We start from the raw sequence: 22,703 nt of genomic DNA on the forward strand, positions 1-22,703 counted from the left end.
AGACCCTACGTTCCGCCTCACTGCTGCGCCGTGTACGGGAAATCGGCGGAGAAGTGGGTGATCTGGTACCAGATCAACGCGCCGGTCTCGCGGGCGATGCCGTGCAGTTGCGACTCGCGGGTGAACACTGCCGGACCCTGGCGGGTGGGAGCTGTCCAGGCGTCGAGACCGGCGTCGCGCGCCATGGTCCGGGTGCGCAGCGAATGCCACGGGTCGCTGACGAGCACGACCGACGACAGGCCCAGATCCGACATCTCGCGGCTGACGGCCTCGACGCTGAGCAGTGTGTCCGAGCCTTCCTCGACGGCGACGATCGCCTCGGCGGGCACCCCGCGCGAGACGAGATAGTTCTTGCCCGCCGCGGCCTCGGTGAACAGGTCGCCCTCCTGCTTGCCGCCGACGGTGACGATCCGCGGCGACACTCCCGCTTCGTAGAGCTTGAGGGCCTGCTCGAGGCGGGCCTCGAAGACCGACGACGGTGTGCCCGAATACTGGGCGGCCCCGAGCACGACGATGGCGTCGGCTGGGGTGCGGTCGTCGATCCGCGCGACCTGCCACACCCGCAACGCCGTGCCGCCGACGACGAGGACGGCGGCGAGCAGCACCCCGACGATCAGTCGCCGGAGCCAGCGCGCGATGCGCGCGCCGACCCCGAGGTCGTCCCCGGTGTACGTCGCGGTGGTGCCGGTGCGGCGGGATGCGGTGCTCACCCCCTGATTCTGCCAGCGAACGAGAACGCGTCGACCGGACGACGCGCCGACCCCGTCCTCACCTCGCAGCCACTAGATTCGATTCCATGGCACACGTATCGGCCGCACCGCCCCGGCGACCTGCACGGTCCGCGCTCGCATTCGTCCCCGCCCTGCTGGCAGTGGCCGCGTGGCTGCTCCTTCCCGCGTCGGCGTCCGCGGAGCCACCCTCGCGGCTCCCCCAGCCGATCACCGACACGGCGGGCGTGCTCGACGACGCCGACGTCGCACGGATCCAGGAAGCGACGAACACCCTGTACGACGAGCACGGCCTGCAGTTGTGGGTGACCTACGTGTCGAGCTTCGACGGACGCGACTACGACAGTTGGGCGCAGGCCACCGCGCAGGCGAGCAACTTCGGTCCCGACACCGCCCTGCTGGCGGTCGCGACCGACGACCGCGAGTTCGCGCTGTGGACACCGACGGGTTCGGAGATCTCCGAGAGCGAACGCGACCGGATCAGCTCGTCCGACGTCGTGCCGGCGCTACGCAACAGTGATTGGGCAGGTGCCGCCGTGGGTGCGGCCGACGGGTTGAGCAACGCCCTTACGCCGTCGGCCGCTCCGGTGACGACGTTGCTCGTCGGCGGCGGTGTCATCGCAGCCGGCGGTGCCGGTGTCTACGCCTACAACCGGCGGTCGAAGAAGAAGCGCGCCGAGGCCGGTGCAGCGCAGGCCGCGCAGATCGATCCGGCCGACACCACCGCCCTGCGCGGTCTGCCGATCGAGGGTCTCGACCAGTACGCGCAGACCCTCCTGGTGGACACCGACAACGCGGTGCGGTCCAGTGCCGAAGCGCTCGAGCTCGCCCGGGGCGAGTTCGGGGACTCGGCGGTGGCTCCCTTCGACCGCGCGCACCGGCAGGCGCAGGTCGCGTTGGCGAACGCCTTCGAGATCCGTCAGCGTCTCGACGACGACATCCCCGAGACGCCCGAACAGCAGCGCGACATGCTCGTGCAGCTCGTCTCCTCGTGTGGGCAGGCGAACCGCGAACTCGACGCGCAGGTCGAGGCGTTCGACAAGATGCGGAATCTGCTGCTCGACGCTCCGGCCCGTCTGGACGGGCTCACGCAGCGCGCGATCGCGCTGACGGCCCGCATCCCGGAGGCCGAGCGGATCCTCGGGCAGCTGCACTCGGAGTTCCCCACCGGCGCCCTGACCCCGGTGGTGGACAACGTCTCGCTGGCCCGGGAGGAGATCTCCTTCGCGGAGAACGCGATCGACCAGGGCCGCACCGCGGTGGCGCGACCGGTCGGTGAGCAGGGCGACGCCGTGCGCGCGATCCGCGAGGCCGAACGCGCACTGGGGCATGCCGCGACGCTGCTCGACGCGCTCGACCATGCGGCGGAGGACATCCGGCGCGCGATCGCGACGCTTCCCGCCGCGGTGGAGGACGCCGAACAGGGTGTCGCCGACGCGAAGCAGCTCCTCGACGCGGGCGGCCCCGAACTCGTCGACGCCCTGAAGGCCGTGCAGGAAGCCCTCGAACACGCTCGGGCCGAGCAGCACACCGACCCGCTGGGCAGTTTCACGCGGGTCGTCGAGGCCGATGCGCGGCTCGACGAGTTGCGTGCCCGGACGCGGCAGGCCAAGCAGCAGGCCGAGGAGATGCGTCGCCGCCTCGAGCAGGATCTGAGCGCGGCGCAGGCGCAGGTCACCGCCGCGGCCGACTTCATCGGGACGCGCCGCGGCGTCGTGGGTGCCCAGGCACGCACCCGCCTGTCGGAGGCCCAGCGGCACCTGCAGGCCGCGCAGCAGGCAGCCGAGTCCGATCCGGCGGCGGCCATCCAGTACGCGCGGTCCGCCGCGTCGCTGGCCGCGCAGGCACTGCGCAGCGCCCAGAACGACGTGCAGCGCTGGAACAACCAGCACCGTCCGCCCCGCGGTGGTTCGTCGGGCGGCAACGTCGCCGGCGCCGTGCTCGGTGGCATCCTCATCAACAGCGTGCTCAACAGCGGCCGCGGTGGTGGTTTCGGCGGCGGTTTCGGTGGGGGCGGCTTCGGCGGCGGTGGTTTCGGGGGCGGCGGCTTCGGCGGATCGAGCGGAGGACGCTTCTAGACCATGCGCCCGATCGCAGCACGCGCACTGGGTGCCGGTCTCGGATCGGCCGTCCGCCTGTTCGATTCCGCCGCGTCGTCCGACGGAAAACCGTTCTCCGAACCCGACATCCTGCGCCCGCACGTCGACACGCGTCGGTTGGGGTGGGTGCACTACGGCGTCATGATCCCGGATCTGCCGGAGCCGCACCGGTTCTTCTCGATGATGTCGCTGATCGGCGCCACCGGGTCGCTCGCCTTCGACAACGACCACGCGCTCGTGGCGCCGCCGCGCCGCAACGCCACCGTGGTCGCCGGCACGGCGGCATCGCATCCCGCGCACTTCGGGAACTACGCCGTGGGCGACGATTTCGTGTCCTCCCCGGACGGATCACTGGTGAAGTTCGGGGACGATCTGAGCCTGACCGGCCGCTACCCCCACTACGAACTCGTGGGACGGCTCGGAACGGTCGACGTCGCGCTGACACTGACCAACACGGACACGGTCTCGTGGTTCTTCCGCAGCCCGCTCTACAAGCACTTCGGGTTGCTCACCGAATACGAGGGCACCTTCACCCACGAGGGCCACAGCGTCACGGCCGAAGGTCTGTGCTCGTTCGAGTACGGGGCGATGCCGAGCCCGTATCTGATGCGGTCCACTCCCCTGCCACCCGCGGCGAAGGCTCCGCTCGACCATTTCGTCTACCAGATCGTCGATCTCGACGCCGACACGCAGATCCTGTTGAGCCGCTACGCGATCGGTGGCCGGCCCTTCATGACGACGGCGATCCTGCGCACCCGCGGCGGCTACGGAACCCGTTTCCGGGACGTGGACTTCGAGATACTCGAACTGCACGACGAGCCCGAGCCGACTCCCTACGGCATCCCGATGCCGGTGCCGCGCCGGACCCGGTTCCTGGTGAAGGACACCCGCGGTCGTCCCTGGCTGGATCTCGAAGGGATCATGGACACTCCGTTCACCTACGGTCTGGGCACCGGATTCGTCACCGGTTTCGCGTGGTCGGCGACCTGGCGGGGCGAGGAGATCTCCGGTCGCGGATATTTCGAGTACATCGATCGGCGCTCGACGACCTGACCGCTACGAAACACCCGCCTACGAAGTGACAGATGCCCTCCGGTCCGTCGGGACCGGAGGGCATCTGCGTCTCTCGGGTCGGTCAGCAGCCGATCAGGCGCTGCGCGAGGTAACCCTCGACCTGGTCGAGGCTCACGCGCTCCTGCGCCATGGTGTCGCGCTCACGGATCGTGACGGCCTGGTCCTCGAGGGTGTCGAAGTCGACCGTGATGCAGAACGGGGTGCCGATCTCGTCCTGGCGACGGTAGCGGCGGCCGATGGCGCCGGCGTCGTCGAACTCGATGTTCCAGTTCTGGCGCAGCTTCGCAGCGAGGTCCTTGGCCTTCGGGCTCAGGTCGGCGTTGCGGCTGAGCGGCAGCACGGCGGCCTTGACCGGCGCGAGGCGACGGTCGAGGCGCAGCACGGTGCGCTTGTCGACACCGCCCTTGGCGTTGGGCGCCTCGTCCTCGGTGTAGGCGTCGACGAGGAAGGCCATGAGCGAACGGGTCAGGCCGGCCGCCGGCTCGATGACGTACGGCGTGTAGCGCTCGTTGGTGGCCTGATCGAAGAAGCTCAGGTCGGTGCCGGAGTGCTTCGAGTGCGTCGACAGGTCGAAGTCGGTGCGGTTCGCGACGCCCTCGAGCTCACCCCACTCGCTGCCCTGGAAGTGGAAGCGGTACTCGATGTCGACGGTGCGCTTCGAGTAGTGCGACAGCTTCTCGAGCGGGTGCTCGTACAGGCGCAGGTTGTCCTTGTTGATGCCCAGATCGGTGTACCAGTTCATCCGGTAGTCGATCCAGTACTGGTGCCACTGCTCGTCCTCGCCGGGCTTGACGAAGAACTCCATCTCCATCTGCTCGAACTCGCGGGTGCGGAAGATGAAGTTGCCAGGGGTGATCTCGTTGCGGAAGCTCTTGCCGATCTGGCCGATGCCGAAGGGGGGCTTCTTGCGCGAGGTGGTGAGCACGTTCGCGAAGTTCACGAAGATGCCCTGCGCCGTCTCGGGGCGCAGGTAGTGCAGGCCTTCCTCGCTCTCGATCGGGCCGAGGAAGGTCTTGAGCATCATGTTGAAGTCGCGGGGTTCGGTCCACTGGCCCTTGGTGCCGCAGTCCGGGCAGACGATCTCGGTCATCGGCACGGCATCGGGGTCGTCGAGCTTGTTCTTCTCGGCGTAGGCCTCCTGCAGGTGGTCCTGCCGGTGGCGCTTGTGACAGCTCAGGCACTCGACGAGCGGGTCGTTGAAGACACCGACGTGGCCGGAGGCGACCCAGACCTGACGCGGCAGGATCACCGACGAGTCGAGGCCGACGACGTCCTCGCGGCTGGTGACCATGTTGCGCCACCACTGCTTCTTGATGTTGTCCTTGAGCTCCACGCCGAGCGGCCCGTAATCCCAGGCGGACCTGGTGCCGCCGTAGATCTCACCGCAGGGATAGACCAGGCCCCGGCGCTTGGCGAGGTTGGCGACGGTATCGATCTTGGATTTGGGTGCCACTCGGTTTCTCCATCTTCGATGCGGGTTTTCGCAGCATGCGTCGATCTGTAAGCCTATCGCTCCTCGTTCGCAGCTCGAATTCGCGCCGGTTGACATGCACAACCGTGCATATCAAAATGGAATCGATTTGCAATAAGGCCCGCCGACCGGCGGCCGTCCCCGCCCCGAGGAGCCCCGTGAGCATCGACGCCGATCCACGTGAGTGCAGCACGGGCGAGCGCGCCCGCGGACCGATCGGAAGCGACGCCCTGCCGTCCCCGGTCGACGTCTCCCCCGCCACCCTCATCGCGGCCGGTGAGCTGCTGCGCGCGCTGTCGGCGCCCGTCCGCATCTCGATCGTGCTCGAACTGCGCGAGTCGGCCCGCTGCGTGCACGAACTCGTCGGCGCCCTCGGCGTCACCCAGCCGCTCATCAGCCAGCATCTCCGCGTGCTCAAGACCGCCGGCGTGGTGCGCGGCGAACGCTCGGGGCGCGAAGTGCTCTACCACCTGGCCGACGACCACCTCGCCCGCATCGTCGTCGACGCCGTCGCTCACGCCCAGGAAGGACGATCGCAGTGACCTCCGCCCGCAAACCTCTCGTGGGGGTCCGCTCGACCCGTCAACGCAGCGCCATCGTCGACCTGCTCGACAACACCGAGGAGTTCCGGTCCGCCCAGGACCTGCACGACGAGCTGCGCAAGCGCGGCGAGGGCATCGGCCTGACCACCGTCTACCGCACCCTGCAGTCGCTCGCCGAGGTCGGCAGCGTCGACGTGCTGCGCACCGACAGCGGCGAATCGCTGTTCCGGCGGTGCTCCTCCGGGCACCACCACCATCTCGTGTGCCGCCACTGCGGCTTCACGGTCGAGGTGGACGGCCCGGAGGTCGAACGCTGGTCGCACGAGGTGGCCGAGTCGAACGGCTTCGTCGACGTCAGCCACACCGTCGAGATCTTCGGCAACTGCCGCGACTGCGCCCTCGCTCAGGCCTGAAGCGAGGGCCGTCGGCCGTCAGTCGCAATCACCGCGGCGATCAGCCGCAATCGCAGTCACCACAGCCGCAACCGTCGACGAGCAGGTTCTCGTCGTCGTCCTCGGCCTCACCGTCGAAGACCGACGCTTCGCCGCCGAGACGCTGCGCCAGCGCGCGTGCCTGCTCGACGACCGGCACGAGCGATGCGACGGCCCGCACGAGATGGATCGGGACCAGCGGCGACGCTGCGACCCGCAGCTCGACGGTGACCCGGTCCTTGTCGAGGACGAACTTGACCTCGGGGAACTCGACCTGCAGGTCGCCGAGGACCTCGGCGGCCCGGGTGCGGCCCGTGATGCCCTCGACCAGGTAGGTGGTGAGCAGCACGAAGCCGCCCTCGGCGTCGACGGTCGCGTAGGTGAGCACGTCGTCGATCCAGATCGGGATCTCGCCGTCCTCGTCGGGCTCGGGCGCTTCCTCGAGGATCTCGGACAGCGTCTCGACCACGGCAGCGGTCAGTGCGTCGTCGTCCTCGGTGGGGATCGCGACGGCGTGCGCCCCGTCGGCGGCGACGACCTCCTCGGTGGTGGTCTCGACGTCGGCGTCGGTGGTGGTCACGAATTCTCCTTGGGGTCGGGGGTGCCGGCGACGGCACCGCGCGCGTCGGCGGCACCGTCGAGCACGAGCAACAGCATGGTGGTCAGCGCCGTGTCGTCGAGACCGGTCGCGGGGAACGAGTACCGCAGCACGACATCGGCGTCGGTCTCGCGTTCGATGAGGTGGACCGAGCCGAACTGCAGGGCGTCGGCGGCGGCCGCGACCCGACCGCGCACGGCGTCGTCGAGCGGAAGATCCCACGCGAGCACTCCGGTGACGGAGACCACGTCGAGTCCTTCGGTGAGCGTGACGACCTGCAGGGCGAACGGCACGGCGCCGTAGTCGAATCCGAACGAGCCGTCGCCGTTCGCGGCGGACGACGGGGTGCGGACGTCGACGAAGGGCGTCAGCGCACCTGCGATCCGCTCACGCAGCGACGTCACTTCACACCACCGAACCGCCGGTCGCGCGAGGCGTATTCGACGCACGCCGCCCACAGATCGCGCCGGTCGAAATCGGGGAACATCGTGTCCTGGAAGACGAGTTCGGCGTAGGCCGACTGCCACAGCAGGAAGTTCGAGGTGCGCTGCTCGCCCGAGGGCCGCAGGAACAGGTCGACGTCGGGCATGTCGGGCTCGTCGAGATACCGCGCGATCGTCGACTCGGTGATGCGTTCGGGATCGAGTTCTCCTGCCGCGACCCGGCGGGCGATCTCCCGTGCGGCGTCGGCGATCTCGGCGCGACCGCCGTAGTTGACGCACATCGTGAGGGTCATGACGTCGTTGTCCTTCGTCAGTTCCTCGGCGATCTCGAGTTCCTTGATCACGCTGCGCCACAGGCGGGGACGGCGACCGGCCCACCGGACGCGCACACCCATCTCGTGCATCTCGTCGCGGCGGCGGCGGATCACGTCGCGGTTGAAGCCCATGAGGAAGCGGACCTCGTCGGGGCTGCGCTTCCAGTTCTCGGTGGAGAAGGCGTAGGCCGAGAGCCACTTGACGCCCATCTCGATGCATCCGCACACCGTGTCCATCAGCACGGCCTCGCCGCGTTCGTGGCCGGCGGTGCGCGGCAGACCGCGCTCCTGCGCCCAGCGACCGTTGCCGTCCATCACGAGCGCCACGTGCTGGGGAATCAGCTCGGGTTGCAGTACGGGAGGTCGCGCGCCCGACGGATGCGGGTCGGGCGGCCGGATCACCCGCTCAGGCGATGGGGGCGTGGTACGTCGTCGAATCACGGTCCCCATCCTGCCGGACACCGCGGGCGACGTCATCAACCCGGTTCCCCGTCGCAGGTTCGGTACGACCGCGCTCGACGAGGGGCAGCGAGCGCAGTTGCCGTTCGAGATGCCACTGCAGGTGCGCGGCGACGAGGCCGCTGGCCTGGCGGCGCACCGCCGCGTCGGCGGCCTCGGTGTCGGCCCAGCGTCCGTGGTTGAGCGCGTCGAGCAGCGCCAACACGCCCGGGGCGGGGGTGGCCGCCCCCGGCGGGCGGCAGTGCACGCACACCGCACCTCCGGCAGCGACGTGGAAGGCGGTGTGCGGGCCGGGACGGTCGCAGCGCGCGCAGTGGGTGATCGCCGGCGCCCATCCCGCGTAGGCCATGGCCCGCAGCAGATAGGCGTCGAGCACGAGTTCGGGCGGCCGGGTGCGGTCGCACACCGCGCGGAGGGCTCCGACAGTGAGCGCGTGCAGGCGCGGCACGGGCGCGCGTTCCTCACCGGCGAGGCGTTCGGCGGTCTCGAGGATCGCGCACGCGGTGGTGTAGCGGGGGTAGTCGTCGACGATGCCCACCGCAAAGGCGTCGAGGGTCTGCACCTGGGTGATGACGTCGAGACTGCGGCCCGGGTGGAGCTGGACGTCGATGTGGGCGAACGGTTCGAGCCGTGCGCCGAACTTCGAGCGCGTCCGGCGCACGCCCTTCGCGACGGCCCGCACGAGTCCGTGCCGGCGCGTCAGCAGGGTGACGATGCGGTCGGCCTCGCCCAGCTTGTGCTGGCGCAGCACCACCGCGTTGTCCCGATAAAGCATCACTCCCCGAGTCTGTCATGTCGCGGTGACACGGGACGACCCGCGAAGGGACTCGACACCCAGAACTGGAACGCGTTATTGTTCGTTCGAACGAACGGGGGAACGAATGGACGCTCGAACCGACCTGCGCGACCTGAAGGCGACCGTCGAGGCGCTCGACCGCGGCGAGACCACCTCCACGGATCTCGTCCGTGCGAGCCTCGACCGGATCGACGAGTCGCAACCGCACCTGAACGCCTTCCGCGTCGTGCGCCGCACGGCCGCACTCGACGAGGCCCGCGAGGCCGACCGGCGCCGCGCGAACGGCGAGCGTCTCCCCCTGCTGGGCGTCCCCATCGCGATCAAGGACGACACCGACATCGTCGGCGAGACGACGATGTTCGGCTGCGCCGGCACCTTCACCCCGAAGGACACCGACGCCGAGGTCGTGCGCCGTCTACGAGCCGCCGGCGCGGTGATCGTCGGCAAGACGCACTCCCCCGAACTCGGCCAGTGGCCGCTCACCGGCGGCGACGCCTTCGGGCACACCCGCAGCGCGTGGTCGCGCGACCACACCCCCGGCGGCTCGTCGGGTGGCAGTGCCGCGGCGGTCGCCGCGGGCCTCGTGCCGGCCGCCCTGGGATCCGACGGCGCCGGATCGGTCCGCATCCCCGCCTCGTGGTCCAATCTCGTCGGCATCAAGCCGCAACGCGGCCGGATCTCCATGTGGCCCGACGCCGAATCCTTCAACGGACTCACCACACACGGCCCGCTCGCCCGCACGGTCGCCGACGCGGCCCTGCTCCTCGACGTCGTGTCCGGAAACCACCCCGGCGACCGGCACAGGTGCGCGCCGCTCACCGTCTCCGACGCTGTGGGACGAGATCCCGGCAGGCTGAACATCGCTCTGTCGCTGAAGATTCCGTTCACCGCGACACCCACCCGCCTCGACGCCCGCGTCCGCACCCGTATCGCCGCACTCGCCGCCGTGCTGCGCGATCTCGGCCACGAGGTGACCCTCGCCGACCCCGACTACGGAACGACGTTCGGCCTCGCCTTCCTCCCGCGATCCATGGCCGGTATCGAGGACTGGCTGTACCGCCTGCCCGACCCGTCCCTCGCCGACGTCCGCACCCGCGCCAACGCCCGCACCGGCCGGTACCTGCACGGCTATCCGTTGCGGGCGGCGCGCGCGATCGAACCGCGCCTGCACCGTCGGGTCGGCCGCATCTTCGACCGGTTCGACGTCGTGCTCGCCCCCACCACCGCCACCCCGCCGCTACCGGTGACGGCGATCGACGGCATCGGCGGCTGGGCGACCGACAAGGTCATCACCGGTGCATGCCCCTACGCGTGGCCGTGGAACGTGCTGGGCTGGCCCGCGATCAACGTCCCCGCGGGATTCACCGACGAGCGACTTCCGGTGGGAGCCCAGCTGCTCGGCCCGGAGAACTCCGAACCGCTGCTGGTGTCCCTCGCCTCCCAACTCGAGTCGGTGCTGCGCTGGCACGAACACACCCCGGAGCACTGGTGGTGACCACACGCGACGACGCCCGCTCGCGGATCGTCCACGCCACCCTGCATCTCGTCGGCACAGACGGGGTCGCCGGAGTGACCAACCGGCGCATCGCAGCGCGCGCCGAGGTCTCGCTCGGGTCGATCACCTACCACTTCCCCACCCAGGCCGACCTGCTGCGCGCCGCGCTCGAGTTCTTCGTCGACGAGGAGACCGAGCGGCTGCGAGAACTCGCCGAGCAGTATCGATCCCGCGCCCTGTCGCTGACCGAGGCCGCCGAGCTCACCGAACGCGTCGCCCACGACCTGACCTTCACGGCCGAACGCATCGCCCCCTTCGAGCTGTACGTGCAGGCGGGGCGCGACGAGGAACTGCGGCGGGTCGCCGAACGCTGCTGGCGTGCCTACGACGCGTTGACCGTCTCGATCCTCTCCGCCCTGGGGGTGCCGGAACCGGAGACGATCGCCCCGACGGTCGTCGCGACCATCACCGGGTTGCAACTGCGCCGCCTGTCGACGGGTACGGAACCGGATCTGTCGGAGGCCGTTCTGCTGTTGCTGCACGGCGCGGCGGCCACGCGTCACTGAGTTCCGCTCGGTCGCCCGCCCGGCGTGACGATGCGTTCACATCCGCGTCCCCGACGAAACACCACCGTCACGAATTGTGCACTGTGCACAGTTCTTTCCTGTCCCGAGTGGTCTGTCGGCCGATTGCCGAGACCCGTCCGACTCTTCAAGATCGACATGTTCCGGCCGCCGACGGCGGTGCCGCCCATCGATGTCGCGGCGCCCTTCGATCCGTCCACGGTCGTCACCCGCCGCATGTTCACACGTCGAGGAGTCTCCCGTGACCGTCGCGCACATCGTCTTCCTGCTCGGACTGGTCGGCCTGATCGTCGCCATGGCCCTGCGCAAGAACGTCCTGATCCCGGCCGTCGTCGCCACTTTCGCCACCGCCCTCGCCTACGACGGCAACGTCGCCTCCGCCGTCATGGCGGTCTTCCGCGCCACCCTCACCGCCGGCGGAGCGCTCTTCGAGATCTTCGTCGTCATCGCCGCCGTGACATCGATGCTTGCGGCGATGCGCACCATCGGCGCCGACGAACTCATGGTGCGCCCCTTCGGCCGCTGGATGATCAACGGCCGCGTCGCCTATGTCGTGCTGTTCGTCGTCACCTACCTGTTGTCGCTGTTCTTCTGGCCCACACCCGCTCTCGCACTCATCGGTGCCGTGCTGCTCCCGGCGGCGATCAAGGCCGGGCTGCCGCCGCTCGGCGCCGCGCTCGCCCTCGCGATCTCCGGGCAGGGCATGGCACTCGCCTCCGACTACGTCATCGGTCTCGCACCGTCGATCTCGGCGAGCGGCGCAGGTGTGCCGGCCGACGACATCGCCGACCGCGCACTGGTGTTGTCCCTCATCGTGGGTCTGACCGCGGCCGTGCTCGCGTGGTTCCTCACCATCCGCAAGGAGATCGTGCGCCACTCCGCGGATCTCGTGTCTGCGACGGACGATCCGGGCACGGGTGGCTCCGTCTCCGGACGTCCGGCACTGCACCCGAACGGGGACCTCCCGACCCCCGAGAACGATCACACCGCACCGGTGGGCACCGTGGCCGACATCGACCTGCCCGGAACTCTCACACCGGTCCTCACGCGCCCCACCCGGGCACGCGCCTGGGCGATCGGGGTTCCCGCGACCTTCGGTCTGGTACTCGTCTACATGATGCTGGGGCGCTTCACCGATCTCGTGCCGTGGTCGGACGGCGCCGGCGCCTCGCTCGTCGGCGGCACCGCACTGGTCCTCATGGCCGCCGTGACCCTGACGACGCGCCCGGCCGACGCCCTCGAACACTGCGCCACCCATTTCGTCGACGGCCTGGTGTATGCGTTCAAGGCCATGGGAATCATCCTGCCGGTGGCCGGATTCGTGTACCTCGGCATCCCCGACTACTCCGGTTCGATCCTCGGACTCGAGGACGGCATCGGACCGGCCTTCCTGTTCGACACCGTCGAGAGCATCCAGACCTACATCCCCGACAACGGCCTCTTCGCCGCGTTCAGCATGCTCCTCATCGGCATGCTCATCGGCCTGGACGGCTCCGGCTGGGCAGGTCTGCCACTCACCGGTGGTATCGCCGCCGCGCTCGCCCCGCAGGCCGGTATGGACACCGCGACGCTCGCTGCCCTCGCGCAGAACGCCGCGACCTGGACCGGCGGCGGCACCCTCGTCATCTGGTCGTCGCTGATCGTGGTCGCGGGCTTCTGCCGTGTCCCGGTCGGAGATCTCGTGCGACGACTCGCGATCCCGGTGGTGAGCGGACTGCTCGTCGCCGCCGTCGCCGCGGTGGTGATCTGGTGACCACCGCATCCGTACCGAACACCTTCGAGGAGAGGATCCCCGTGGACGAATCCGGTTTCCGCTACGACCCGCGACGCTGCGCCCTGGTCGTCGTCGACATGCAGAACGACTTCTGTTCCCCCGAGGGCGCTCTCGCCGGCTGCGGCTTCGATGTCTCCGCCGCCGTCGCCATGACACCGCGGCTGGCGGAACTGATCGACCGCGCCCGCCGCAGGGACGTGCCCGTCGTGTGGGTTCGCACGGAGCACGACGAGACCACGGACACGCCGCAGTGGCTGGGCCGCGTCGGCACCGGTCCCGGCACCGCGCGGACCGGTCTGACCTGCCGGCCCGGTACTCCCGGGGCGGACTTCTACGGGGTTCGTCCGGAGGCGGGAGAACCGGTGATCGTCAAACATCGCTTCAGCGCGTTCGTCGGCACCGACCTCGACAGCGTCCTGCGGTCACGGGGTATCGAATCGTTGTTGTTCACCGGTGTCGCCACCGAGATCTGCGTCGAATCGAGCCTGCGCAGCGGGCTGTTCCACGAATACTGGGTCTCGCTCGTCGAGGACTGCACCGCGTCCTACAGTCCCGCGGCGCACGCCGCCTCGGTCGCGGTGGTCGCGCAGAACTTCGGGACCGTGGTGACCGCGGACGACCTCGCGTCGATGTGGGTCGCCCGGCCGATCACCGCGTCCACCCCGTAAGGAGCCGGCGTCAGAATCCCAGACGGCCCAGCTGTTTGGGATCGCGCTGCCAGTCCTTCGCGACCTTCACGTGCAGGTCGAGGTAGATCTTCACGCCGAGGAGCTTCTCGATCTGGGTGCGCGCGGCGGTGCCCACCTCGCGCAGCCGCGCGCCACCCTTGCCGATGACGATGCCCTTCTGGCTCGGCCGCTCGACGTAGAGCAGGGCGTGCACGTCGAGCATCTCGCCCTGCTTCTCGGTGCGACCCTCACGTTCGGTGATCTCCTCGATCACGACGGCGAGAGAGTGCGGCAGCTCGTCGCCGAGACCTTCGAGAGCGGCCTCACGGATGAGCTCGGCCATCAGGGTCTCCTCCGGCTCGTCGGTGAGCTCGCCGTCGGGATAGAAGGCCGGTCCGGGTTCCATGTGCGAGACGAGGACGTCGACGAGGACCTCGACCTGCTCACCCGAGGTCGCGGAGACCGGCACGACCTCGCAGTTCTCGCCGAGGAGCTTCGACACGGCGAGCAACTGCGCGGCGACCTGCTGCTTGCCCACCTTGTCGATCTTCGTGACGATGCCGATGACCGGGGTCTTCGGCGCCATGTGGCGCACCTGCTCGAGGATCCAGCGGTCGCCGGGGCCGATCTTCTCGTCGGCGGGGAAGCACATGCCGATCGCATCGACCTCGGAGTAGATGTCCTGCACCAGATCGTTCAGCCGCTGGCCGAGCAGGGTGCGCGGGCGGTGCAGTCCCGGGGTGTCCACGAGGATGAGCTGGGCGTTGTCGCGGTGGACGATGCCGCGGATGGTGTGGCGGGTGGTCTGCGGGCGCGACGAGGTGATCGCGATCTTGCTGCCGACGAGCGCATTCGTGAGCGTCGACTTCCCGGTGTTGGGCCGGCCGACGAAACAGATGAAGCCGGAACGGAAGTCGGTGTCGGTCATGCATGCTCCTCGGTGGTGGCCGTATCGGTATCGGTGGGTTCTTCTTCGGGGGTGGCGCGCTGCACGAAGACGGTGCTCACACGCACCCGTCCGCGGACGTCCGGTCCGCCCTCGCCGCGGAGCAGCAGGCCGTGGGTCCGTACCTCCGCACCCGGCAGCGGAACTCGGCCGAGTTCGTAACCGAGGAGTCCGCCGACGGTGTCGACCTCGTCGTCCTCGATGTCGATGTCGAACAGTTCGCCGAGGTCCTCGACGGGAAGTCGCGCGGAGACCCGGTAGGTGTCGTCGCCGAGTTCCTCGACGTCGGGGATCTCCCCGGTGTCGTACTCGTCGGCGATCTCACCGACGATCTCTTCGATGACGTCCTCGATCGTCACGAGGCCGGCGATGCCGCCGTATTCGTCGACGAGGACCGCCATGTGGTTGCGGTCGCGTTGCATGTCGGCGAGCAGGTCGTCGAGGCGCTTCGAATCCGGCACGAAGACCGCCGGTCGCATGACGTCGGCGACGGAGACGCTGCGCCCACCGTCGCGGTGGTAGTAGGTCTGCTGGACGAGATCCTTGAGGTAGACGACACCGCGGATGTCGTCGACGTTCTCGCCGATCACCGGGATCCGGGAGTGCCCGCTGCGGACGGCGAGCGAGGTGGCCTGACCGGCTGTCTTGGTCTCCTCGATCCACACCATCTCGGGGCGCGGGACCATGATCTCGCGGGCCGTGGTGTCGCCGAAGTCGAACACCGACTGGATCATCCGGCGTTCCTCGTCGGCCACGACTCCGCTTTCCTGAGCGAGGTCGACCAGTTCGCGCAGCTCGATCTCGTTGGAGAACGGACCGTTCCGGAAACCGCGCCCGGGGGTGACGGCATTGCCGACGCTGATCAGGATCCGGCTGATCGGGCCGAGCAGGACACCGAGTATCCGCAGCGGTCCGGTGGCGGCGAGCGCGATCGGGTACGCGTGCTGGCGTCCGAGCGTGCGCGGACCGACACCGATGACGACGTAGTCGACGATGACCATCACCGCGGCGCCCACGACGAGCGCCCACGTGCGGTCGAGCACGGCGAGCAACGCACCGACGAGCACGACGGTGGCGGTGATCTCGCAGAGGATGCGCAGCAGCACCGTCAGATTGACGTAGCGGGGCCGATCGTCGAGCAGCCCGAGCAGGCGGCGAGCACTGGGACGGCCCTCTTTCGCGAGTTCCTCGGCGCGCGCCGCGGATACGGTGTTGAGCGCGGAATCGACGGCGGCGAACAGGCCTCCGAGCACCACCAGGACGACCGCCAGGACGACGAGGGGCACGGTACTCACGCGATCGTCACTCCCTCGATCGGTGTCGTCCGATCACGATGGCTCGTACTGTCGCCGCTCATGATTCGGGGGTGTCGACGAAACCGGCCTTGCCCAGCAACTTCCGGTCGCGGGCGGCGAGCCGCGCCTCGTGCTCGGCCCGGCGGATCTCCTCGTACCACTCGGCGAGGAGCTGGTTCTGCAGGCCGAACATCTCCTTCTCCTCCTCCGGTTCGGCGTGGTCGTAGCCGAGGAGGTGGAGCATGCCGTGCACGGTGAGCAGGGCGAGTTCGTGGGCCACCGGGTGACCGGCCTTCGCGGCCTGGTCGGCGGCGAACTGCGGACACAGCACGATATCGCCGAGCATCGACGGTCCCGGTTCGGGAGCGTCGGGACGCCCGCCGGGTTCGAGTTCGTCCATGGGGAACGACATCACGTCGGTGGGGCCGGGCAGGTCCATCCACCGAACGTGCAGATCGGCCATGGTGTCGAGATCCACGAGCACCATCGACAACTCCGCCGCCGGATGCACATCCATCCGGGCGATCACGAAGCGGGCGACGTCGAGGAGTTCCTCCTCCGAGACGTCCATTCCCGATTCGTTCGAGATCTCGATGCTCATGACTGGAGTTCCTTCTGCACGACGGTATTCGGTTGATCTACAAGGGCGTTCATCGACGCTGCACCCGCTGCGCGCGACGCTGGGCGCGGTTGCCGGGGATCCCGTCGCCGTCGCGGGTGGTGGCCTCGAAACGGCTGTAGGCGTCGACGATGTCGGAGACGAGCCGGTGCCGCACGACGTCGCTGCTGTCGAGTCGCGCGATGTGGATGTCGTCGATGCCGTCGAGGATCTCGGTGGCGGCGGCGAGACCCGAACGGGCACCGCCGGGCAGGTCGATCTGCGTGATGTCGCCCGTCACGACGATCTTGGAGCCGAAGCCCAGGCGCGTGAGGAACATCTTCATCTGCTCGGCGGTGGTGTTCTGCGCCTCGTCGAGGATGATGAAGGCATCGTTCAGGGTGCGGCCACGCATGTACGCCAGGGGCGCGACCTCGATGACCCCGGCCTGCATGAGCTTCGGGATCGCCTCGGGATCCATCATGTCGTGCAGCGCGTCGTGCAGCGGACGCAGATACGGGTCGATCTTCTCGTGCAGGGTGCCCGGCAGGAAGCCGAGCCGCTCCCCTGCCTCGACGGCGGGACGCGTGAGGATGATGCGGTTGACCTGCTTGGTCTGCAGCGCCTGCACGGCCTTCGCCATGGCGAGATAGGTCTTGCCCGTACCGGCCGGTCCGACACCGAAGACGATGGTGTGCGCGTCGATGGCGTCGACGTACCGCTTCTGGTTCAGGGTCTTGGGCCGGATCGTCTTCCCGCGCCGCGACAGGATGTCGAGGCTGAGGACGTCGGCCGGCGACTCGGAGAGCCCCTGGGTGAGCATGCCCACGGTGCGACGCACGGCGTCGGGCGCGAGCGATTGTCCGCGACGGACGATAGTGACGAGCTCGGCGAGCGCACGTTCGGCGAGGGCGACGTCGGCGGGCGCTCCGGTCAGCGTGACGGTGTTGCCCCGCACGTGGATGTCCGCCGCCAGGAGGGCTTCGAGGGCGATCAGATTCTCGTCCGCGGCTCCGAGCAGGGGCGCTGCGGCCTCCGAGGGGAGGTCGAGGCTCGATTTGACCGTGGTCGGTTCGAATTCGGCGGGCTCGTGGGGTCGGTCTGGTTCACTCACGTGGACGGTACGTCCTGCTTTCGGTTCGGCTCCTGCACGACGGTCGTCGTGTTCGTGCCAGTCTAGCGCCGGACGGGGCGTACCCTCCCGCAACAGCGAGTTTCAGCGGGGTTCGGTTCCGCCGTCGCCCGAGCCGGCCTCCGCGAGCCACCGTCGTGCCTCGGCGAGGATCCCGGGCGCCCGGTCGGGTGAGACCCCGCCGAGCACGAGATTGCCCAGGACGATGGTGTCGCCGGAATCGTCGACCAGCCCGAGATTGGCCTGCTCGAGGGTGGCCATCGTCAGGCCTTCCATCATCCCCACGAGCACGGGCGCCGGAAGGTAGTCGGAGAGCTGGCCCTGCGCGAGGCCGCGTTCGACGTGCCCGAGGACACGCGAGCGCACCGGGGAGACCAGTTCGGCGATGCGCTGCTCTCCCATCTCCTTGCGCGCGAAGGAGAGCAGCACGCGGTAGCGGTCGCCGATGGGCCAGGTCCGCAGCGCCACGACCGCGAGCGCGACGGCGGGATCGTCCGGTTCGGGATGGTCGAGAGCCTCGGCGAGCGCGGTCGAGGCATCGTCGACGATCCCCTCGACGAGGGCTTCCCGGTTGGGGAAGTGCGCGTAGACGGTGCGCCGGACGACACCCGCGGCCTTGGCGACATCGTCCATGCTCGCGTCGGAGTCGGCCGCAAAGCACATCACCGCAGCGTCGAGTATGCGCATGCGGTTCGCATTGAATCGGGTTCGCGGTCGTGTGACCGGGTTCTCCACGTTCTCGCCCTCTTCCGCCGACTGTGATCTGTCTTTCATTTTAGTTGCACACGGATGTGCAGCTGCGTAACTTGCACACCACCGTGTAGATCGGGGCTCCGGTCCCGGCCCGTGTCGCACCCGAGGAGAGCCCATGACCACTGCCGTCACCCCCGCAGGAGGGACTGCAGCGAAGGAACCCTACCGGCTGCGCTGGGCCGGACTGACGGTGCTGTGCCTGGGTCTGCTCATCGTCGTGATGGCCAACACCTCGCTCATCGTCGCCGCCCCCGGCATGCTGCGCGACCTGCAGCTCACCAGCGCCGACATGCAGTGGATCATCGACGGCTACACCGTCCCCTACGCCGCGCTGATGCTGCTGTTCGGCGTGCTCGGCGACCGGTACGGCCGACGCCGCGCGTTGCTGGCCGGTCTGGTCGCCTTCGCCGCCGGCGCGGTCTACGGATCGTTCGCCGACAGCGCCGGCGACGTGATCGTCGCGCGCATCGTCATGGGTGTGGGCGCCGCCGTCATCATGCCCGCGACGCTGTCGCTGCTCGTCGCGATGTTCCCCGTGCACGAGCGTGCCCGTGCGATCGCGGCCTGGGCGGCCACGTCCGGACTCGCGATCGCGCTCGGTCCCCTGCTCGCCGGATGGCTCCTCGAATCGAACTCGTGGGGTTCGACCTTCCTGATCAACGTGCCGATCGCGGCGTTCGCGGCGATCGCGGCCCTGATCCTCGTGCCGGCCTCGAAGGCGGACGATCTCACCCGCACCGACTGGGTCGGCGGCGCCCTGTCCGTCGCCGCTCTCGGCGGAATCGTCTACGCGATCATCGAGGGGTTCCACTTCGGTTGGGGCACCGGGGTGATCGCTACCTCGATCGGCTCGGTGATCGCCGCGGTTCTCTTCGTGGTGTGGGAACTTCGCCACCCCCGGCCGCTGCTGGACGTGCGCCGGGTCGCGGACCGGACCGTCGGCGGCGCCTGCGTGTCGGTGCTGCTGCTGTTCCTCGTCGCCTTCGGCGCCATCTACTTCGTCGCGCAGCAGTTCCAGTTCGTGCTCGGTTACGGCCCACTCGAGACCGGACTGCGCCTGCTTCCCCTCGCGGTGACGGTCTCGCTCGGAGCGACGCTGAGCGGCCGACTCGCACCCCGACTCGGTGCACGGATCCTCGTGGGCGCGGGCATGGTCGCCGCCGCGGCGGGCATCCTCACGCTGACCGTCACGGACGGCGCCTCCGACTTCACGCCGTTCCTGATCTCGTTGCTGCTGCTGGGCTTGGGCATCGGCCTGGCCACGCCCCCGTCCACCGACCTGATCATGGGCGGTTTCCCCGACTCGGATCTCGGAGCTGCGGGCGGATTGAACGACACCGCAGTGGAATTCGGTGGTTCGCTGGGCATCGCCGTGCTCGGTTCGATCCTCGCGACCACCTATCACCGCGAGATCTCCGGCTTCCTCGACGGATTGCCGCTCGCGGATCTGACGGGCCCGATGGCCGATCAGGCCGCGATGGCGATCGAGGCGGCCGGCGATTCGGTGGGCGGGGCGGCGATCGTCGCGGAGGAACTCGCGGCGAACCCCTTCGCGGCGTCGTACGCACAACCGCTGCTCGACGCGTCGTCCGCAGCGTTCGCCCAGGCGATCTCGTCCGCGAGCCTCGTCGCCGGCATCGTCCTGCTCGTCGGCGCCGCGGCCGTGACCGCGTTACTCCCCCGCGGACTCCACACGCGCACTCGCAGCGAGGCCGAGATCGGCCACTGACCGCGCGGTGAGCAGGTCGAGCGACCGCTCCCAGGCACGGGTGGTCCGGTTCAGGAAGGCGACGTGGTCCTCGCCGTCGAACAGTTCCAGCGACACCGGATCCCCCGCCGCGTCGGCCGCGTCGACGTAACGATGCGCGACACTCACCGGCACCTGCTCGTCGGCGGTGCCGTGCAACACCGCGACCGGCACACCGATCGGCGGCCGGTGCGTCGGCGAAGCCGACCGGTAACGCTCGGGTGCATCCGCGTAGGACGCACCGAAGAGCGCCTCGAACGCCTCCACGCGACGACCACGTTCCCCGGCGGTGACGAGATCGAGCGCACCCGCCTGCGAGACCACGAATTCCGGTCGCACCGACGTGCTCTCACCCGCGAGCCACACCGCCAGCTGACCTCCCGCCGAATGACCGACCAGGCGCACACGGTCGGGATCGACCTCGACACCGCCGCGCTGCGCGTGCGGAACGACCTCGGTGAAGATCGTCTCGTACGCCGCGACCACATCGGCGGACATCTCGTCCCACGCGCCACCGGCCTCGAGGCGTCGGTACTCGACGTTCCACGACACCACACCGCGACGCGCGAGTTCCACCGACAGCGCCGTGCCGAGGGTGAGCTGGTAGCGGCCGTGCCACGAACCGCCGTGGACGACCATGACGACGGGAACGGGCCCCGTCACCGTCTCGGGGTCGGGCAGGAAGACGTGCCCGAACTGCTGCGAGTGGGTGCCGTAGGCGATCTTCGTACGAGCCAAGAGAGGAAATTCCTTCGGTACAGATGGTCGGGACCCGCAAGCGGTCCCTCAGTACAGAGAATCAGGACCCGCAAGCGGTCCCTCAGTGCAACGGCCTGGTCCGCCACCGGTCGGTCAACACACCGATCGCGCCGAGTGCCACGGCCGCCGCGGTCGAGGTGCGCAGCACCGTGGGACCGAGACCGACCGCCACCGCGCCCGCGTCGACGAGCGCCTCGACCTCCGCGTCGTCGAGTCCGCCTTCGGGACCGACGATCAGCGTCAGCGAATCGGCATCGCGCACCGGCAGATCGGCGAAGGGGATCGTGGCGGATTCGTGGAGCACCGCGACGACGTCGCCGCGCTCGACGGCCGACCGGACCCGGGCGACGACCTCGGGTGTGCGGTGCAACCCGGCGACCGTCGGCACGTGCGCGCGCCGCGACTGCTTCGCCGCGGCGGTCGCGACCGCCTGCCACTTGGCAACACCCTTGTCCGCCTTGGCGTCCCACCGCGCGACGCAGCGCGCCGACTGCCACGGCACGAACTCGTCGGCGCCGGCCTCGGTGGCCAGTTCGACGGCGAGTTCGGACCGGTCGGATTTCGGCAGCGCCTGCACGACGGTCACGCTCGGACGGGGCGGGTCGACGACGCGACGACCGAGCACGAGCGCTTCGAGCCGGTCCTTCGCCACCGCCGTGACCTCGACGTCGGCGACCTCACCGGCACCGTCGGACAACACGAGCCGCTCGCCGACCGCGATGCGGCGCACCGTGGCGGCGTGCCGGCCCTCCTTGCCGTCGAGCACGGCCGTCCGCCCCTCGTCGGGCAGCGGATCGAGGTAGAACAGTGTCGCAGCCACCCGAGCCGACCTAGCGGGCGCTGAACGCGTCGCGCAGGCGCGAGAACAGGCCGCCGGTGTTCTGCGAACCCGTCGTCACGACCTCGACGTGCTCCCGGTCGCTGTGCCGGCGCAGGTCCTCGAGCAGCTTCGTCTGCTTGTGATCGAGCTTGCTCGGCACCACGACCTCGAGATGGGCGTGCAGGTCGCCGCGCGTACCCGAGCGCAGCTTCGGCATGCCGTGGCCGCGCAGCACCGACACCGAACCGGGCTGGGTACCGGGATCGATGGTGATCTCGGTGGGGCCGTCGAGGATGGTCTCGACGGTCACCTTGGTGCCGAGCGCAGCGTCGACCATCGGCACGCGGATGGTGCAGTGCAGGTCGTCGCCGTCGCGCACGAAGACCTCGTGCTGCTGTTCGAGCACCTCGACGTAGAGATCGCCGGCAGGACCGCCGCCGGGGCCGACCTCGCCCTGGGCCGCGAGGCGGATGCGCATCCCGTTGCCGACACCGGCGGGCACCTTGACGGTGATCTCGCGGCGGGCGCGCACGCGCCCGTCGCCGCCGCACTTGCGGCAGGGATCCGGGATCGTCTCGCCGACACCACGACAGGTGGGGCACGGCCGGGACGTCATGACCTGGCCGAGGAAGGAACGCTGGACGGACTGGACCTCACCGGCACCACCGCAGGTCTCGCAACGCACGGGCTTCGAGTCGCCGTGCGTGCCGGAACCGGTGCACGCGTCGCACAGGATCGCGGTGTCGACCGTGACCGTCTTGGTGACGCCCCGGGCGCATTCCTCGAGGGTCAGGCGGGTGCGGAGCAGCGAGTCGGCGCCGGGCTGGACGCGGCCGCGCGGACCGCGGGAACCGCCTGCCCCGCCACCGAAGAACGCCTCGAAGACGTCGCCGAGGCCACCGCCGAAGCCGGCGCCGCCGAAGCCGCCCGCACCGCCGCCACCGGGTTCGAGCGGGTCGCCGCCGAGGTCGACGATGCGCCGCTTCTCCGGATCCGACAGCACCTCGTAGGCGGCCGAGATCTCCTGGAAACGCTTCTGCGCCGACTCGTCGGGGTTCACATCCGGGTGGTGCTCGCGCGCCAACTTGCGGTACGCCCGTTTGATCTCCTGGTCGGTCGCGTTCTTGGACACGCCGAGCGTCCCGTAGTAGTCCCGTGCCACGTTTGGTTCTCGTCC

Annotated in this window: 23 protein-coding genes; 9 read left to right on the plus strand and 14 right to left on the minus strand. The window is 69.4% G+C overall.

What is annotated here, in order from left to right; translation table 11 throughout:
* Window positions 1–17: 17 nt before the first annotated feature.
* The gene (locus tag LPH33_RS15505) at window positions 18–710 is read right to left on the minus strand and encodes a YdcF family protein (protein ID WP_059380849.1); all 693 of its coding nucleotides are present in this window, start codon (window positions 708–710) and stop codon (window positions 18–20) included.
* Between the two features lie 86 nt (window positions 711–796).
* On the opposite strand from LPH33_RS15505, the gene LPH33_RS15510 reads away from it, so the two are divergent.
* Together LPH33_RS15510 and LPH33_RS15515 are read left to right on the plus strand one after the other, a co-directional pair.
* Window positions 797–2,806 carry a TPM domain-containing protein gene (locus tag LPH33_RS15510; RefSeq protein WP_059380848.1) on the plus strand — a complete coding sequence of 670 codons (2,010 nt, stop codon included), beginning with the start codon at window positions 797–799 and terminating at the stop codon, window positions 2,804–2,806.
* A 3-nt stretch (window positions 2,807–2,809) separates the two neighbouring features.
* Complete coding sequence (locus tag LPH33_RS15515; protein WP_145692475.1) at window positions 2,810–3,880, plus strand: DUF6670 family protein; 1,071 nt, start codon at window positions 2,810–2,812, stop codon at window positions 3,878–3,880.
* Between the two features lie 82 nt (window positions 3,881–3,962).
* Here LPH33_RS15515 and LPH33_RS15520 read toward each other — a convergent pair whose 3' ends face one another.
* Entirely contained in the window at window positions 3,963–5,354 is a 1,392-nt protein-coding gene (locus LPH33_RS15520) for a glycine--tRNA ligase (RefSeq protein WP_006554466.1), read from the minus strand.
* Window positions 5,355–5,470: 116 nt separating this feature from the next.
* Here LPH33_RS15520 and LPH33_RS15525 point away from each other — a divergent pair, with 116 nt between their 5' ends.
* Entirely contained in the window at window positions 5,471–5,914 is a 444-nt protein-coding gene (locus LPH33_RS15525) for an ArsR/SmtB family transcription factor (protein WP_202399854.1), read from the plus strand.
* Complete coding sequence (locus LPH33_RS15530; protein WP_088897226.1) at window positions 5,911–6,327, plus strand: Fur family transcriptional regulator; 417 nt, start codon at window positions 5,911–5,913, stop codon at window positions 6,325–6,327. The genes LPH33_RS15525 and LPH33_RS15530 overlap by 4 nt, the downstream gene beginning before the upstream one ends.
* 40 nt (window positions 6,328–6,367) lie before the next feature.
* Here LPH33_RS15530 and LPH33_RS15535 read toward each other — a convergent pair whose 3' ends face one another.
* Genes LPH33_RS15535 through recO form a run of 4 tightly spaced genes read right to left on the minus strand, consistent with a single transcriptional unit; the run spans window position 6,368 to window position 8,937 of the window.
* Window positions 6,368–6,925 (minus strand): T3SS (YopN, CesT) and YbjN peptide-binding chaperone 1, encoded by a 558-nt coding sequence (locus LPH33_RS15535; protein WP_088897225.1) that lies wholly within the window; start codon window positions 6,923–6,925, stop codon window positions 6,368–6,370.
* A complete protein-coding gene (locus LPH33_RS15540; protein WP_016691345.1) occupies window positions 6,922–7,347 on the minus strand; it encodes a hypothetical protein in 426 nt (141 codons plus the stop codon). Before LPH33_RS15540 ends, LPH33_RS15535 begins: the two co-directional genes overlap by 4 nt.
* Window positions 7,344–8,150, minus strand: a complete 807-nt coding sequence (locus LPH33_RS15545) for an isoprenyl transferase (RefSeq protein WP_051032947.1) — start codon at window positions 8,148–8,150, stop codon at window positions 7,344–7,346. The genes LPH33_RS15540 and LPH33_RS15545 overlap by 4 nt, the downstream gene beginning before the upstream one ends.
* Entirely contained in the window at window positions 8,107–8,937 is an 831-nt protein-coding gene (gene recO, locus LPH33_RS15550) for a DNA repair protein RecO (protein WP_229565083.1), read from the minus strand. The genes LPH33_RS15545 and recO overlap by 44 nt, the downstream gene beginning before the upstream one ends.
* A 103-nt stretch (window positions 8,938–9,040) precedes the next feature.
* On the opposite strand from recO, the gene LPH33_RS15555 reads away from it, so the two are divergent.
* The 4 genes from LPH33_RS15555 to LPH33_RS15570 all read left to right on the plus strand — a co-directional run bounded on the left by LPH33_RS15555 (window position 9,041) and on the right by LPH33_RS15570 (window position 13,476).
* Window positions 9,041–10,450: an amidase gene (locus tag LPH33_RS15555; RefSeq protein WP_160875617.1), complete on the plus strand. Its 1,410-nt coding sequence runs from the start codon at window positions 9,041–9,043 to the stop codon at window positions 10,448–10,450.
* Window positions 10,441–11,016, plus strand: coding sequence for a TetR/AcrR family transcriptional regulator (locus tag LPH33_RS15560; RefSeq protein WP_160875705.1), 576 nt, complete (start codon window positions 10,441–10,443; stop codon window positions 11,014–11,016). The genes LPH33_RS15555 and LPH33_RS15560 overlap by 10 nt, the downstream gene beginning before the upstream one ends.
* Window positions 11,017–11,275: 259 nt before the next feature.
* On the plus strand, window positions 11,276–12,787 hold the full coding sequence (locus tag LPH33_RS15565) for a permease (RefSeq protein WP_160875619.1): 1,512 nt from the start codon (window positions 11,276–11,278) through the stop codon (window positions 12,785–12,787).
* A gap of 41 nt (window positions 12,788–12,828) precedes the next feature.
* Window positions 12,829–13,476, plus strand: coding sequence for a cysteine hydrolase family protein (locus LPH33_RS15570; RefSeq protein ID WP_419957091.1), 648 nt, complete (start codon window positions 12,829–12,831; stop codon window positions 13,474–13,476).
* Window positions 13,477–13,486: 10 nt separating this feature from the next.
* Here LPH33_RS15570 and era read toward each other — a convergent pair whose 3' ends face one another.
* The 5 genes from era to LPH33_RS15595 form a co-directional block, all read right to left on the minus strand.
* A complete protein-coding gene (gene era, locus LPH33_RS15575; RefSeq protein WP_229565084.1) occupies window positions 13,487–14,404 on the minus strand; it encodes a GTPase Era in 918 nt (305 codons plus the stop codon).
* The gene (locus LPH33_RS15580; RefSeq protein ID WP_229565086.1) at window positions 14,401–15,717 is read right to left on the minus strand and encodes a hemolysin family protein; all 1,317 of its coding nucleotides are present in this window, start codon (window positions 15,715–15,717) and stop codon (window positions 14,401–14,403) included. Before LPH33_RS15580 ends, era begins: the two co-directional genes overlap by 4 nt.
* Window positions 15,718–15,775: 58 nt before the next feature.
* Window positions 15,776–16,318 carry an rRNA maturation RNase YbeY gene (gene ybeY, locus LPH33_RS15585; RefSeq protein WP_006554478.1) on the minus strand — a complete coding sequence of 181 codons (543 nt, stop codon included), beginning with the start codon at window positions 16,316–16,318 and terminating at the stop codon, window positions 15,776–15,778.
* 49 nt (window positions 16,319–16,367) lie between these two features.
* Entirely contained in the window at window positions 16,368–17,429 is a 1,062-nt protein-coding gene (locus tag LPH33_RS15590; RefSeq protein WP_016691337.1) for a PhoH family protein, read from the minus strand.
* 102 nt (window positions 17,430–17,531) lie between these two features.
* Window positions 17,532–18,134: a TetR/AcrR family transcriptional regulator gene (locus LPH33_RS15595; RefSeq protein ID WP_229565088.1), complete on the minus strand. Its 603-nt coding sequence runs from the start codon at window positions 18,132–18,134 to the stop codon at window positions 17,532–17,534.
* A 181-nt stretch (window positions 18,135–18,315) separates the two neighbouring features.
* On the opposite strand from LPH33_RS15595, the gene LPH33_RS15600 reads away from it, so the two are divergent.
* Window positions 18,316–19,929 carry an MFS transporter gene (locus tag LPH33_RS15600; RefSeq protein ID WP_229565089.1) on the plus strand — a complete coding sequence of 538 codons (1,614 nt, stop codon included), beginning with the start codon at window positions 18,316–18,318 and terminating at the stop codon, window positions 19,927–19,929.
* On the opposite strand, the gene LPH33_RS15605 is transcribed toward LPH33_RS15600, so the two are convergent.
* The 3 genes from LPH33_RS15605 to dnaJ form a co-directional block, all read right to left on the minus strand.
* On the minus strand, window positions 19,873–20,685 hold the full coding sequence (locus LPH33_RS15605) for an alpha/beta hydrolase family protein (RefSeq protein WP_229565090.1): 813 nt from the start codon (window positions 20,683–20,685) through the stop codon (window positions 19,873–19,875). The genes LPH33_RS15600 and LPH33_RS15605 overlap by 57 nt on opposite strands.
* 82 nt (window positions 20,686–20,767) lie before the next feature.
* A complete protein-coding gene (locus LPH33_RS15610) occupies window positions 20,768–21,526 on the minus strand; it encodes a 16S rRNA (uracil(1498)-N(3))-methyltransferase (RefSeq protein ID WP_016691333.1) in 759 nt (252 codons plus the stop codon).
* A gap of 10 nt (window positions 21,527–21,536) precedes the next feature.
* The gene (gene dnaJ, locus LPH33_RS15615; protein WP_059380830.1) at window positions 21,537–22,688 is read right to left on the minus strand and encodes a molecular chaperone DnaJ; all 1,152 of its coding nucleotides are present in this window, start codon (window positions 22,686–22,688) and stop codon (window positions 21,537–21,539) included.
* Between the last annotated feature and the right edge of the window lie 15 nt (window positions 22,689–22,703).

The sequence above is a fragment of the Rhodococcus sp. RDE2 genome, assembly GCF_020885655.1.
Taxonomy (GTDB): domain Bacteria; phylum Actinomycetota; class Actinomycetes; order Mycobacteriales; family Mycobacteriaceae; genus Rhodococcus; species Rhodococcus pyridinivorans.